Origin of the sequence: Flagellimonas okinawensis, from assembly GCF_029194005.1 — a bacterium.
Taxonomy (GTDB): Bacteria; Bacteroidota; Bacteroidia; order Flavobacteriales; family Flavobacteriaceae; genus Flagellimonas; species Flagellimonas okinawensis.
The window spans coordinates 16,691-30,933 of the sequence record NZ_JARFVA010000006.1; the positions used below are offsets into that span (position 1 = coordinate 16,691).

The following is a 14,243-nucleotide window of genomic DNA, read 5'->3' on the forward strand; positions in this document are numbered from 1 at the left end:
GATGAAAAAGCTTCAGCAATTGACCAAGGAAATTAACGAATTAACTTTGAGAATTGAACAGGACTATCCTGAACTATACCAATATCTCGATGAAAACCCTATTACCATTCCTGATTGCGAAACACCCGAGATTTCGGTCAACTCGTTCGTGGACTATTTGGATAACCTGAAGTCACTCTTGGAAAGGTATATAGAGTCGCATAAACAAATGAAGCACTTGAGGACAATTAATTCAGTAGTATATAAATGAACAAGAGCACTTTTAAAATCAGTAAAATGGACTGCCCTTCAGAAGAGCAGATGATTCGGATGAAGTTGGAGTCTTATGCCGAAGTAAAATATTTGGACTTTGATATTCCCAACAGAAAATTGGAAGTATATCACGTGGACGATATCAAGGCGATACAAATGTCTATAGCGAGCTTAAAACTTGGGGATTCCTTTGAGGGAACCACAGAAGCCGAACCACCCGTAATGGAAGACCAATCCAAACAAAAAAGAATCCTTTGGTGGGTCTTGGGCATCAACTTTGGCTTTTTCGTTATCGAAATGACCACTGGTTGGATATCTGGCTCAATGGGACTTATAGCAGATTCGTTGGATATGCTGGCAGATTCCATCGTATATGCGCTAAGCCTATTCGCGGTAGGCGGTGCCATTTCCAGAAAAAAGAAGGTCGCAAAATTCAGCGGATACTTTCAGATGGCATTGGCAACACTTGGGTTTGTAGAGGTTTTGCGAAGGTTTTTCAGCGATACCGAAACACCTTTGTTCCAATGGATGATTATCGTTTCGATTTTCGCATTGGTAGGTAATTTGATATCGCTCTGGCTTATCAACAAAACCAAGAGCAAAGAAGCCCATATGCAGGCAAGTGCCATTTTTACGTCCAATGATATCATTGTTAACGGTGGTGTTATAGCAGCAGGGATACTGGTTTATTTTCTGAATAGTAAATGGCCCGATTTAGTAATTGGCGGCATCGTTTTCACGTTTGTGATGCGTGGTGCAATAAGAATTTTAAAATTGTCGAAGTAGCTTAGATTGCAGAAGATGAATTGGAAATAGTATAAAAGAATGTCTCAAAATAGAAGAAATAGAAGAAAGAAAAAAAATCGGAAATCATCGAATACCGATCAAGTACCACATCAATTTATCTTCTTTCAGAAGTAACGGTTTCACTTTATGCATTTTGGGCTTATTCCCAAACCTCCCGTATTCAACTTCGATGATTTTTTTGGCTGAAATGGCCTTTAACAGATCTATTATAAATTCTATTCCTGCGATAGGGGGATGTATTTCTGGTTCAAGTAAGTTTTTTAATCGAAACAGTTCTTTTCTTTCATGAGATATGTTCGAGCTGTCGATTACTTTTTTCATCGCCTGTGATATATCTTTAAAAATAGGGTAATCCCTATATTGATTGATTGTTTTCACATAAAATAATAGTGCGTCAATTTCACCATCCTTCAATTCTAGTGTAGCAAAAATCTCTTTCGGAATACCTGTACTAAACCATTTTTTCACTTTTTCGTCCTTTTCAATCCCAAGACTTCTTCCAAAAATTGTATGATCATCTCTCAAATCTTCAAGGTCTTTTTGAATGGTTCTATAAGCAACCTCAATTCCACTATTTAAACAGGCCTCATGAATATATTTAGAAGAAAAACTACCCTCTCGGCTTAAAATTTTCAGAATAATTCTGTATCTCTTCAGTGCTTTCTGATTATCTGGCATTATTTGATGATTTCTCTAAAATGTTCATAAAGCATTACCATGGCTAAAGTATCCAATTCACAATACTTTAATAGAGCAGATGTTATTTCATCAACTTCGGCCTTGGTCATATCAGTATATTGCAGTTTCCCATAGGCTGTCAAAGCTGCACCGCCATCGTTGATTTCCTCTATCTCTGAGATTGATTTTTCAATTTCTTCTTCAGTCCAATTATCGAATACAGGTGGTAAACCTTTGTAGGGGTTGATTATTTTTTCTTGGTTCTTCCGCAACCAAATAAATTCATCAGGAAAATTTTTGGAGGTTAATGAAATTTGCTGAATAGGTTTTGAATACTTTTCTTGTAAAAAGCCACTATTATTCAGGGCTGCTGGCAACAAATCTTTTAAAGAATTTGAACCTTTTGTTAATGGGTTGAAATAGAAGTTTTTTGCCACAACCCAAAGATCTACCATATCCCTATCTCCGCTCCATTTTTTAGCACTATTTCCAGTGGAATGCGAAATACTCTCAATAAATTCAATCAAAGGAATTTTGTCCTTTTCATCTGACTCCAATAATTGAGAATGGATAGCATTTAAAATGGTGTTTTCGTGATTATGGAATCTAAAAATGGTTCCATAATCGTTTTCTAGTGCTTTTTTTAATTCCCGTATAAAATCAAAATTTGGAAAGTATGCTGCTTGATTACAAATGAATTCGGTGGCATGCTCAATTTTCCCATCTTCATAGTATTTATGATGAGAAAATTGGAAAGCAATCTGTTCATAGGGTTTCCTTCCTTTAGAAAAAGGTAAAGCTGCTGTACATGTCTCAAAGTCTATGAAATGTAATGGAAATATCCATTTATCCACTTCCTCTTTAAGTCCGTGTTTGTCTACATAAATAGTTGAATCATCACTAATTGCTTTTTCAATTTGGATCCAAGCCCTTTCACTATCGGATAATTTTCCCACCCCTTCCTTTAACCCTATCGATTCCTGACTTAATTTTTCCCCAAAAATCAATTCGCTTTGAAATAATTTGATGGATTTGGTCCAGTGGATACCCCGAATATCGAATAAGTTAAGTTTGCTAAAGTCGCCTTCCTTCCAATTATGTTGTTTTACAAAACATTCCTTAAAACCCGACAATAGGCCACTGTCCACATCCGCCTTAAACTCACACTTGTTACAAGTCATGTATGAAGTTGGAAAATTCCTATATTCATCCTTAAGATATGCTTGTTTATAATCTTCAATACTATCTTGAAAACTCAAACCATCATTATAGATAAATTTCCCGCTTTCAATCCCTGATACTATATCTGTAACCTCAAGTTTATCAAGAATAGGTGATCCTAACTCATCTTTCGATTTTACAAGAACTTTTACACCAGTTCTATTGTCCGTTAGTTTTGTAAGTCTGAAAAATTGGTTTAGACCATCAATTGATGCTTTTTTGGACTTATCTGCCATCATAATGTAACATTTAATTTCCCATACTGGGAAACACAGTTGCATTACATGTTTTTGAAAAGCTACATCAAATAGATAAGGTTTCCAATCACTAATTAATCTACCTGTTTTTCCAATGAAAATATTTTCATCTTCTGGATTAAAAGACTTGGATTTGACTTCTACCAATTGTATGGAATTTCCTCTCTTGACTAAAATATCTGTTCTAATGAAAAGACCATCATGAAGAAATGCGGCTTCATATATCGTTACATTTTCCTTTTTAAGCAATTCTTTTGTATGCTCCCAATGTTTCTTATAATCCCAATCCTCGCCCTCTAAAAGATGGCCACTAGGATAATAAAGTCTTGCAAGTTCTTCAACTTGAAATCCTCCCTTGGCAAGTGCCTCTAAAAAAGGATTATCATCTTTCTGATTGGCATATTCTTTTTTACCTACATAAAATAATTTATTGGGACATTCTAGACCTAACTTAAATTTAGATTTTGTCAATACTCTCATTGAGATGTGTATCTTTAAAATTATGACTGAACTTTTGAGGGGAATTTCAAGGTACAAAAAATTAACAATCAGTTGATTACAGAAATCCGTAATACTGCTTAATTTATAAATCTTCAATCAACAATACTTTCTGATCATCATCATCTGCTATATTATTCTTTCTTGAGATACACATTGCATGTAGATATATAGTGTGGAAGAACAAGAAGGCCTTTACCTAGTAACGCCATTTAAAGTTGACTTCTAAACTAACACAAAAATTTTACTTTCATGACTTAAGCGTATCCGTCCGTCCAAGTGCATCTTTTCTAAACCCTCTGTGGGTTATAATTTAGCTTTCTAAATATAATCAAAATGACCCGATCTTCAATTGCCACAGAAATGCGTGAGCTGGTCAATAGCTATTATGAATCAGGACAGAGCCAATCGGTTTTTGCCCGTGCCCATGGAATCAGCAAAGGAAAACTCTGCTATTGGCTCCAGAAGTTTCCCAGGGAGGGGGTTGCCAAACCAACAAAAAGTAATTTTGTTCCTTTATCGGCGACCCATTCTTCCCGGCCAACATCCTCCCGGAGTATGTACATCCGGTTGGGCAACGGTGTAGAAATCGAAATTCCCCTGTAATGTTCGCTTTAAGTTCCTCCCTGAATTACCAATTATATCTTCCCGGTACCGATATGCGGAAGAGCTTTGACGGATTATGTGGTCTGGCCCTTGGAGAATTGGGACATAGTCCCCTGGATGGTTCGGTCTATATCTTTATCAATAAAGCCCGCAATAAGGTCAAGTTGCTGCATTGGCAGTCCGGAGGCTTTGTTTTGTATTACAAGCGCTTGGAGGGAGGCACCTTTGAGTTGCCAAAATACGATGCATCCGTGGGTGTGCTCCAGTTGGATTACACCCAACTGGTGATGCTCATCGACGGGGTGGCCATCACCAATATTGCCCGAAGAAAACGCTATGAAAAAGCCTGCTGAATACTGGTGTATTTTTAACAAGGGTAGTATTTTAGCTATCCGATGACCTATCAGGAGCTACAGAGAGAAAACCGGCAACTTAGAGCGTCCAATGGAGCCTTCAAGGAGAAGATCTCCGCTTTGGAGGTACAACTCGGGCAACTCTACAAACTGATCCAGGGCTTTAAATCGGAACGTTTTATTCCTGAGATCTTGGAGGAGCAACTATCGCTTTTTTCCGAAAACGCAGATAAGACCGGGCAAGTGGCCATTCCTAAAGAGACCATCACCTATACCCGGGAAAAACAAAAACACCCTGGGCGCGGTAGTTTGCCGGAACACCTTCCGGTACGGGAAGTAATTCTTGAACCGGAAGAAGATGTAAGCACCCTGAAAAAGATTGGCCAGGAAGTCAGTGAAACTCTGGAATACACCCCGGCCAGTCTGGTCAAAAGACGGACCATTCGTCCTAAATACGCCAGAAAAGACCAGCAAGGGGTGGTCATCGCGCCACTTCCCACACGTCCTATCGAAAAATCCATTGCCGAGGCCTGTTTATTGGCCTATATCCTGGTAAGCAAGTATATTGACCACTTGCCGTTCTATCGTCAGATCCAGCGTTTTAAACGGGAGTTTGGCTGGGAACCCGCTTCCAGTACCTTGAGTGACTGGATGTCGGGTTGTTGCCGATTACTGGAACCCCTCTACAATACCTTAAAGCGGAAAATCCTCGAAGACGGGTACATCCAGGCCGACGAAAGTCCGATCAAGGTATTGGACAGTGATAAAAAAGGCAGTACACATCAAGGGTATCAATGGGTCTATCATGACCCCTTGCGAAAACTGGTGCTCTTTGATTACCGCAAAGGACGCGGGCAACATGGCCCCAAGGAACTCCTTGACGGGTACAAGGGTTACGTCCAATGTGATGGATATAGTGTGTATGATAAAATCGGCGTAGATCCGGACATTGCCATGGCGGGCTGCCTTGTGCATGCCAGGCGAAAATTTGTGGATGCCCGGGACCAGGATAAAGCAAGGGCAGAAAAAGCATTGGCTTTATTTAGTGAAATTTATAGCCGGGAACGGGCGATCAAAGAAACAGCGGCCGGGGATGCCGAAATGCGCAAAGAACTAAGGCTGCAAAAGGTGCTGCCGCTACTTCAAGAGGTCAAGACCTGGATACAGGAAGAGCAATTTAAGGTGTTGCCCAAAAGTGCCATGGGAAAAGCAATGACGTATTTTTTAAATCAATACCCCAAGTTCGAGGTGATCTTTGAGGATGGCAGAATCGAACTTGACAACAACCTTATCGAGAATGCCATTCGTCCGCTGGCCCTTGGCCGAAAAAACTTCTTGTTCGCAGGCTCCCACAAGGCTGCACAAGATGCGGCCATGTTATATTCCTTTTTCGGTAGTTGTAAAATGCAAGGCATTGACCCTCAAGAGTGGTTAGAGGACACACTCCAAAAAATACCTGATCACAACATCCAAAAACTAGAGGAATTATTGCCAGGGTACCGTGCAGACAAACCATAAAAGATAAAACAATGACCAAAGACCAAGTTAAAGAAAGACAAAAACACCTTCTGGAACTTACCGGGGCCTTTTGCGCCCAGAAACTTGATGGGGAATATTTTGAACTCTGCGAAAAGCTCATCAAAAAAATGGGCAGAAAAAGGGAAGTCCCATTTAAAAGGGGAAAACTGGAAATATGGGCTGCTGCGGTAATACAGTCCATAGGTTCCATCAACTTCCTGTTCGATAAATCCTTTGAACCCTATATCCCTTCCAAGGAAATCCACGATTATTTTGGTACAAAGCCTACAACAGTATCCAATAAAGCCAGGGTCATAAAAGAAATGTTCGATATGTGGCATTTCAGCCCAGAGTTCTCTACTTCCAGAATGGAAAAAGACAACCCTTTTAACAATATGGTCATGGTTGATGATCTTATCCTCCCTATTGACTCCCTCCCTGAAGATATGCAACAAATGGTACGTCAGGCAAGGGCTGAAGGCAAAGACATTAGCTTTACCACAAAACAGGGATGATTAATCTCCCCAGAAAAATGGGCTAAACCCAGATATGAGGTGTAGTTGCTCGGACGGATACACTTAAGCCAAATATTGGATGGTTCAAATTTTCAGTTTTTAGTGGTCTCAACCATCCGAACCACCCAATAAAAGGAAGTATCGAACACTCGAAAAAAAATGATTTTATTGAATATTAAAAGGCAAATCCTGAATAGGTAAAGGGAAAAGGATATTTGTATTAAAAGGCTTTACTATACTAAACATTATTTAGAGAATAGTGTAAAGAAAAATTAGATTCCTATCCTTTATAAGATAAATAACCCTAAATTAAAATCGGACTAACGTGGTAGCTCTAAAAGATTAGAATTTTGCAAGCAAATTAGTAATACTTGATTCTCCAATCAAGTTGTTGCCTATCTACAAAGTCTGGCAATACTACTTTTGAGGGAAGGTGCTCATAGTTCTCCTTTCTATTAGCCTCACTTGTGAGTTTTATTTCTCCAGAAGGAAGTATTTTAAGATGATTTGAATCAAATAGAGTATGTATGTCCGCCCTCATACATATTCCATTAAATATATTATCATCCCCTTTATGTTTGATTGGTTTGATATGGGCCGCTTCAAGAACATTTTCTAGTCTTACACCAGTAACTAAACATGTTGATTGGTATGCCTCCATAATCATTTTTCTGAATTGATTTTGATAGGGCCTTTCAAGTACTTCTCTTACTACTTTTTTCCTTTCGATATTGGCAGGTATTTGAGAACTGCGAATAATCCTTTCTATCCTGTCCAATTCGGTTTCATTCGTTTCAATTGCAAACAACTCGTCTATTTCACTAAGCGAAATATTAGATAAGAAGTATTCATCTTTTAAGTTCGAACCTCTTGAAATACTATTACAAAATCCATAATTAGTCAAATACAGCAAGAATTCCCTAGCCATTCTTTTATCATTAGATTCAGGTGCGCAGTCCGGCCATTCGCTCAAGTCTAATTCACCATTCCTGAACAAGTAAATAGCTTCGATATACTCATCCATTTGACCATTATCTCCAGCTAAAGGAATAATAATCCTAATTAATTCTTCTGGTGTAATATATGCTTCAAAAGAGCCTAGCCTTTCTTCTAAAGAGCTTAGAATTTCTAGTATAATTTCAAAAGGTTTAAATGAAAGTCCGACCTTATCCTGAAAACAATATCACCGATTATGTGAAAGATGTTTACCTAAAACTCGAATCGAATACACAAGAATCCGAGGAGGGATTATTAAAACTCATCAATAATCCCAAAATTCCCACTTACTTAAAAGAAGATATTGTTGCGCATTCAACCACCAAAGTTGACTCATTTTCAAAATTGGATGAACCATCTGAATTGATGAATTTTCTTTTGGACACTTCTAATATCCAAGCTAATTGGGCAATTGTAATAGATGTTTTTGAAAAGAATGAAGCAACGTTCCCCGAACCATTGAATCAGTTTTTAAATTATGAGGAGAATTGTGATCAATTAAGCAGAGAAACCTTGATAGGCAAAACGGACGGATACAAGGAGTTCAGAATTGCCTTTTTACTAAACGATAAAATTGAAGATACTTTATATCAGAATTACCTAAATGCATTTCCCTACACTTATAAGGATTTAAACTTTGAATCTTTATCAAAAAGAAAAGTTCAATCATTGGTTGAACAGCAAAAAATCGCTTTTACCCCTACCAATTATAACAAGCTAAAATCAAAATTTCCCGATCTTCACCTACATCTTTCATTAAATAACATGACTGATTTTTTTGAAAATTATGCTGCCATTGCGAATGTCATTTTAGAGGAAGATTTGATTGGATTCCTGGAGAATCAAAAACTTAGTGATTCAAACAAAATCAAATTACTAGAACGATATGATATTGACAATCATATAATTGAACCTGTGTCACTTACACTAATCGGCAACCTTTTATTAAAGCATCCAGTTTTAAAATTATCAACTGAAAATCTCAAAAGTGTCTTATTAAAATCAAATTTGTCGCAAGTGCAAAGGATAGAGTTGTACTTGAGGCAGCCAACTTTATTTGACAATGAATTCATCAGTAACTTCCTCAATATTTTAGGAGGTGAGTTCCCAAAATTGAATAAAAAAGGCCCTATGCCAAGTTTCGAAAACCGGCCTGTTTTAATTTCATTTTTCCAGTATTTGAAGAAAATCGGTAAAATCTCAAAAGTCAAATCAAATGGCGAGGGCATAATGGTCACCACTTTTAGAAACTGATATGTAAGTTACCCTTAAAACCGAACTGTTTGAATGTAGAACAATAATAAACCCAAATCTTACCCCCAACTTTTGCGCATGGATCCTGTCGGGTTTTTGTAGCGTTCCGGTAGATAAGCGTAAAGCAAAAACACGATAGGGCGCAACCTACTTTTTGGACTTCAGTAGCCCATATCCTCACCAGTGCCCCTAGCTTTATTGATACCCCTTCCAAGTGCCTTGATGATCTTGGCCGCCATTTGTACTTTATTGGTCGGAATACTTGGAGCTTTGACCCCCATTGTCTTTAGTAGTTTAAAGGCCATGTCCTTTTCCTTGGTGGGCAGTCCCATCACCTTGGCAAAGAACTTCCCCGGTTCCTTGGAATGGGCCTTTCTCCCAACATAGGATTCCACATAGTTTCTCTTGAACCCTGTTGTCCTGTCAAAGGTCTTTTCGGCAGCTTGGTAAAAACTGTCCCTATCAAAACCTCTCTTGACCGTCTTTCCGTTAAGCTCCACTTCGGATGCCCTGTGCTTGGCCATCGGGGAAAGGGTGTATGTGTTCGTTACGTCCCTTCTGCTCACTATGATATGGATATGGGTCTGTGGCCCTTCTTTTTGCATTCCGGCTGCCACCAATTGTCCGTTCTGTTTGTGTGGGGCCAATCTTTCTTGCTCCTTGATCCTATTTTCAAGTTCTTTGACATTCCCGATGGATTCTCCCCGTTCCACTTTTCGTATCTCGTTCCTGAGCCTTGCTATTTCCCCTCGGTATGGAGCATTTTCCTGAACCTGCCTGTCAAATCCCCTATAGGTGCGTTCATGCTCTATCTTGGCATAGTATTTCAAGTTCTCGGCCTTGACCTCTTGGTTACGATGGAAACTCTTGGCATAGTCCTCCATCAACTTCCTTGTGTATTCCCTCAGCAGATTTGGGTCATTGCCTATGGCCTTCAGTTCCCTTTGGTTGGGACTGACCACTATGGAATAGAATTTTGGGTCTTTCTGCCTTAATTTGGCCGTATTGGCATCTATTTCATCGATGACCGTTTGAGGGCTTACGCTGTCTTTTTCTTGGTCAAAGAATTCCTGCCTAAGTTCGGGCGACCTATCCTCGTTTTCCTTTTCCAGATAGTCCACATAGTTCCCTACACTGGAGTTATAGGTACTGCCCATTTTCTGTGCTGAGATGGTAAGGTACATGGGCGTTATCTTAATTGATGTTTCAAGCTTTCAAAATCCCCGATACCCATATTGATTTTCAGATATGGCTTACCCATCATCGGCTCCACCTTTTCCACATTGTCGATGATTTCAGTACAACGCTTTTTATATACTTTGAATTCTTGCAACATTCTATCATGCTCTGTTTTCGGAACGGTGTTTCTTGGCTCCAAAAAATCCATCCGCTCTTCCTGTATCTTGACAGGTTCACGTTTAGGTTTCCTCTCATCCTTTACATAGGCCTCGTAAAGAATGAGCATCATTTCATAGGTGGGCCGGATACTTGTCTTTTCCATGTTCTTGATAATGGCGATGAGCCTATCAAATTTTTTCATCATTTGACGCTCCAGTTTTTTGATACTTTCAAGGATGACCTTTGTTCCCTCTCCAAAAGGATCAAGGTTGTTCTCCTTGAAGTATTGTATCATTCCATCCAATACCTCACTATGGGACTTTTTGAACTTTTTGGAATAACTTCTAAAGCGTGTGGCCGTTTCTTTCTTTACGGTGATATTGGAATAACCGCCTGTCCCTTTCTTTGTTCTATCATTTGTTTTTTGTTTTTCCATAGGTGCGATTTTGTTTTTTAGTGAATTTGCGTCAATTTTTTCGTCAAAAATCTCCAGTGTTTATAGGGCTTCCCAAGGGGTTTACTGTAGATTTGGGAAAAGTCTACTGTAGTCCCTGATTTTGTACAGTATTCCAAAATCTTCTCAATTAACTGGTTTTCAACTTGTTGAAGACCCGAAAACAACCGTGATGGCGCAATTTGCGCATCACCCTCTTGCTATTCCTTCGTCCCGCAAGCGGGACCGAATAAATACAGCATGATTGAAAATCAGCTGCCCCATAAATATCCTCTGGTTTGTACGGATTTTTGGAAAGTCAAATCAAAAAGGAAAACCCGTACTATTGAATATTATACTTCAATGATATAAAGATAAGATTTTTAATACCTAAAAATGGTTTACCGAGAAATAACGCATAAATGTCCTCTATCAGCGTTCATATTATATCCTAAATAACTTTTTGATGGACAAACCTTCAACTTTCATTTATACAGGACTTTTTATTATCGTTCTTGGATTGGGTGACGACAAGGGTCGTTTAATCCCAAACGAATATGTTTGGATTTTAGGTGGCTTGGGATTGATTTATGGGATATTCCTTCAATTAAAACAGGAGGGTAAAATTTTTCCTGCCAACACTGAATGGAAATTTGACATAAGAAAACTACCTTCCAAAGCCTATATTATCATCGGAGTTGGGTTATTAAAAATGAATCGCTACATAGATGTTGTCGACCAATATCTGGAATTAAATATTATTGCTACCATTGTTGGTGCTTTGATAATGCTATACGGGTTGAGCATCTTCTTTCGAGAGAAACGCATAAAAAAAGAAAGTGGGAATATTGAATAACCCAATCTGAAAAATTATGAATAAAATACTTTACCGGGTATTAGCTTCTATTTTTGGTCTCTTTTCGTTAGGTGCAATGTCAGAAACCTATCGAATAATGACTTCTACTGACCCCGATATTGCAACAGAAAGAATCTATCTAGCAATAATGTCTTTCACATTTATGATTGGTTTGTTGCTTGCAACAAGATACTATTGGAACAAATCAAAAAAATAAATGGGATACGAATTAAACATCCAGCGGGAATCTGACCAATCCAAATTGACCAAGGAAGAATGGATGGCTTATATTACATCTGATGATGAATTTGAGAAGATTGAAAAATTCTCGGCAGAAATCAAGCAAGGAAAACTCCTAACCATTCCAACTCCGAATGCCGGATTATGGAAAATGGGGAAAAGAGAGGTCCCTTTTACATTTGATGAAAAGTATGGTTGGATCAGCGTAAAGAATCCTGATGAATTGATCATTAAAAAAATGGTATCAATTGCAAAAGCCCTTGATGCAATTGTCCTCGGAGAAGAAGGAGAGCAATATGATGAAGATAATTTAGAGGGAAAGCAAAAAAAAGTCCGAAATCGTAGAAAATGGTGGGGATTCTGGAAAAGGAAATCACGACCGAAAAGACTAAAAGTGGATTTAGAAAATGACCTAAATTTAGGTGACTGCTTTTCTTCTCAAAATAGGGATTTTGATATTGGACTCATATTGTATGAAATATACCAAGGAATTGGCGGTAAATATTATTCATTCGCTCCAATTTTGCTGGATAATTCAAAAGACTCGATTGATAGATTCAAATACGGCCACATCAAATTTCACCCAAATTTAGGTTCGGGAAAACTTGGAATACCTGGCATTGGTATAATGAGTCAAGAAAAATTAGAAGAACTTTTGGCTACCTATCATAAGACTGGCAAATTAATTTTTAAAAGACCAATACCAAGATCAACAAGCAATTCATATTTACTGGATTTCAAAGAATCCTCAGTAGCTAAGTTTGTGGAAGAACTTGAATGGAATTTTACAGAAGATCAGAGAAAAAAGATACCTGTTCAAAAACTTATTAAATAATAATGATATAATTGATTATATCTAATTCATTTTAAACTCCATGTTCAAATTTTTAAAGAAAAATAAAAATGCTAACGCAGTGGAAGAGATGAATCTCATTGATATACCTTTTAAAACTACCAAGAAAAACATACACACTTTCTTTAAATCAATTCGAAACCATCAAAATGATATGGTAAAGGCAATTGTGATCAACAATAAAGATTTTGTACTCCTAACAAGACCGGACCTACCAAAAAAGGATAATGATCAAACAGGGCTTCAAGTTTCATTCAAAGTTGAAAATTTTGAAATTGCTGAATTTCTTATACAACAAGGTGCTGATTTGAATCATATCGCCGAAACGATTGATGAATGGAACATGCCCGTACTGCATGAATGTATAAGGGCTGTCATTTTTCAAAGCCTTACATTGAAAAAGAACACTGACAGTTTCGAGAAAGCCTTCGGGCTTTTGAAATTAATGTTGGAAAGAGGTGCTGACCCAAATGGAATTGACTCCTATGGCAACAGTTGCCTTATGAGAGCTTTTCTGGATTCTCGACAAATGATCGACCATCCAAATTTCAACGAAAATTCTGGCGTTGTTGAACAATTAAAAAGAGTTTTTGATTTATTAATAGAAAAAGGTGCGGACAAAGAGTATTCAAATGAGAAAAGAGAAAAGGTAGTCGAAAGAATTAAGGCTTTTGAATATGAAAAGTATAACTGGTTATAAAAAATTGACCAAGTAACTGCAACAACAAAAAGTCGGTGTAAGCACCCCCTAGATCAGCCACTATTTAGGTTTTACAAAATAGTACTTTTCTGTATAATTGGTTCCAAGCTTTAAATTAAGGATTTTGTCCGTTTGGTTGAAGGCGATTTAATTAAAATTGGTAATGCCAAGGTGAACAATTCAGGATTTTATTTATTGTTAAAAGTTATAATCTCACTCCGTGAATGGGACAAAAGTTCCAATTTCCTTTCATACTGGCTCCATCCTTGGGACATACTTTAGGCGGTAATAATGCCACCAAAGGCAATGAGTAGTCAAAATTTATATTAGAATGCTTAATCGTAAACTTGCCATTTTTTCTTTCATCGAGTATGTTCTTTCCGTCTCGATCTTTAACTGAGAAAAAGTAAAAATGTAATCCTGCTCCCATTTGTCCAATAATTTGAGAAAATAACGGTTTTAAGGAGCTGGAAAATGATTTGGCTTCATCAGAAATATTCGATTCTGGAATTGGTTTGAAAATGGAGCCGTTTTGTGTTTGAATTGATATGGTTTTTCGAAGTTCTGTTTCAGTGGTGAAATTCATGGTCCCATTGGCATTTACATCCAAATCCAATGCGCCAACCACAACATAGTCTTTAAATGCGAATTCTATTTGAGAAAGTGCTTCCTTTGATACTTGAGGACTATCATCCAGCACAACCTTCCAATAAGATGTAGGAATCCAAAAGGCCAGGGACATATTATTTTCTTGCTTTTGCCATTTTTGAATTTCCCTAATAAACTCTGTTAAATCAATTTTGCCATTAGATTGTCCAAAGGATTTAAAACTCAATAAAACAAAGAGGGAAATGTATATTTTTTTCAT

At 37.8% G+C, this 14,243-nt stretch carries 16 protein-coding genes and 1 pseudogene; 10 read left to right on the plus strand and 7 right to left on the minus strand.

The genetic code is table 11. The features are described from left to right. Position 1 precedes the first annotated feature (1 nt). Together PY091_RS14920 and PY091_RS14925 are read left to right on the plus strand one after the other, a co-directional pair. Positions 2-250: a hypothetical protein gene (locus PY091_RS14920; protein WP_040460583.1), complete on the plus strand. Its 249-nt coding sequence runs from the start codon at positions 2-4 to the stop codon at positions 248-250. Further along, entirely contained in the window at positions 247-1,038 is a 792-nt protein-coding gene (locus PY091_RS14925; protein ID WP_040460578.1) for a cation efflux transmembrane domain-containing protein, read from the plus strand. Before PY091_RS14920 ends, PY091_RS14925 begins: the two co-directional genes overlap by 4 nt. 84 nt (positions 1,039-1,122) lie before the next feature. Here PY091_RS14925 and PY091_RS14930 read toward each other — a convergent pair whose 3' ends face one another. Together PY091_RS14930 and PY091_RS14935 are read right to left on the minus strand one after the other, a co-directional pair. Next, a complete protein-coding gene (locus tag PY091_RS14930) occupies positions 1,123-1,737 on the minus strand; it encodes a helix-turn-helix transcriptional regulator (protein WP_275650452.1) in 615 nt (204 codons plus the stop codon). Beyond that, positions 1,737-3,695 (minus strand): DUF2779 domain-containing protein, encoded by a 1,959-nt coding sequence (locus PY091_RS14935; protein WP_275650453.1) that lies wholly within the window; start codon positions 3,693-3,695, stop codon positions 1,737-1,739. The genes PY091_RS14930 and PY091_RS14935 overlap by 1 nt, the downstream gene beginning before the upstream one ends. Before the next feature lie 354 nt (positions 3,696-4,049). Here PY091_RS14935 and tnpA point away from each other — a divergent pair, with 354 nt between their 5' ends. From tnpA to PY091_RS14955, 4 genes are read left to right on the plus strand one after another with little or no spacing between them, the layout of a single operon-like run. After that, positions 4,050-4,319 (plus strand): IS66 family insertion sequence element accessory protein TnpA, encoded by a 270-nt coding sequence (gene tnpA / locus PY091_RS14940; RefSeq protein WP_275650454.1) that lies wholly within the window; start codon positions 4,050-4,052, stop codon positions 4,317-4,319. Further along, complete coding sequence (gene tnpB, locus PY091_RS14945; protein WP_275650455.1) at positions 4,319-4,672, plus strand: IS66 family insertion sequence element accessory protein TnpB; 354 nt, start codon at positions 4,319-4,321, stop codon at positions 4,670-4,672. Before tnpA ends, tnpB begins: the two co-directional genes overlap by 1 nt. 42 nt (positions 4,673-4,714) lie before the next feature. Further along, positions 4,715-6,190 carry an IS66 family transposase gene (gene tnpC, locus PY091_RS14950; protein WP_275650456.1) on the plus strand — a complete coding sequence of 492 codons (1,476 nt, stop codon included), beginning with the start codon at positions 4,715-4,717 and terminating at the stop codon, positions 6,188-6,190. An 11-nt stretch (positions 6,191-6,201) separates the two neighbouring features. Continuing rightward, a complete protein-coding gene (locus PY091_RS14955) occupies positions 6,202-6,705 on the plus strand; it encodes a DUF6398 domain-containing protein (RefSeq protein ID WP_275650457.1) in 504 nt (167 codons plus the stop codon). A gap of 361 nt (positions 6,706-7,066) precedes the next feature. Here PY091_RS14955 and PY091_RS14960 read toward each other — a convergent pair whose 3' ends face one another. Next, positions 7,067-7,372 carry an HNH endonuclease gene (locus PY091_RS14960; RefSeq protein WP_313790393.1) on the minus strand — a complete coding sequence of 102 codons (306 nt, stop codon included), beginning with the start codon at positions 7,370-7,372 and terminating at the stop codon, positions 7,067-7,069. 138 nt (positions 7,373-7,510) lie between these two features. Further along, a pseudogene (locus PY091_RS14965) lies at positions 7,511-7,846 on the minus strand (hypothetical protein); the annotation flags it as partial. A gap of 53 nt (positions 7,847-7,899) precedes the next feature. Here PY091_RS14965 and PY091_RS14970 point away from each other — a divergent pair. Next, complete coding sequence (locus PY091_RS14970; RefSeq protein ID WP_275650458.1) at positions 7,900-8,955, plus strand: hypothetical protein; 1,056 nt, start codon at positions 7,900-7,902, stop codon at positions 8,953-8,955. Between the two features lie 161 nt (positions 8,956-9,116). Here PY091_RS14970 and mobB read toward each other — a convergent pair whose 3' ends face one another. Together mobB and PY091_RS14980 are read right to left on the minus strand one after the other, a co-directional pair. Further along, positions 9,117-10,139: a MobB family relaxase gene (gene mobB, locus PY091_RS14975; protein ID WP_275650459.1), complete on the minus strand. Its 1,023-nt coding sequence runs from the start codon at positions 10,137-10,139 to the stop codon at positions 9,117-9,119. 5 nt (positions 10,140-10,144) lie between these two features. Then, complete coding sequence (locus PY091_RS14980; RefSeq protein WP_275650460.1) at positions 10,145-10,729, minus strand: BfmA/BtgA family mobilization protein; 585 nt, start codon at positions 10,727-10,729, stop codon at positions 10,145-10,147. A 463-nt stretch (positions 10,730-11,192) separates the two neighbouring features. On the opposite strand from PY091_RS14980, the gene PY091_RS14985 reads away from it, so the two are divergent. The 3 genes from PY091_RS14985 (at position 11,193) to PY091_RS14995 (ending at position 13,375) form a co-directional block, all read left to right on the plus strand. Further along, positions 11,193-11,582, plus strand: coding sequence for a hypothetical protein (locus PY091_RS14985; protein ID WP_275650461.1), 390 nt, complete (start codon positions 11,193-11,195; stop codon positions 11,580-11,582). 217 nt (positions 11,583-11,799) lie between these two features. Further along, positions 11,800-12,657, plus strand: coding sequence for a hypothetical protein (locus PY091_RS14990; RefSeq protein ID WP_275650462.1), 858 nt, complete (start codon positions 11,800-11,802; stop codon positions 12,655-12,657). Between the two features lie 40 nt (positions 12,658-12,697). Next, positions 12,698-13,375: an ankyrin repeat domain-containing protein gene (locus PY091_RS14995; RefSeq protein WP_275650463.1), complete on the plus strand. Its 678-nt coding sequence runs from the start codon at positions 12,698-12,700 to the stop codon at positions 13,373-13,375. Positions 13,376-13,580: 205 nt separating this feature from the next. Here the strand turns inward: PY091_RS14995 and PY091_RS15000 are convergent, their stop codons facing one another. Further along, positions 13,581-14,243, minus strand: coding sequence for a hypothetical protein (locus tag PY091_RS15000; RefSeq protein ID WP_275650464.1), 663 nt, complete (start codon positions 14,241-14,243; stop codon positions 13,581-13,583).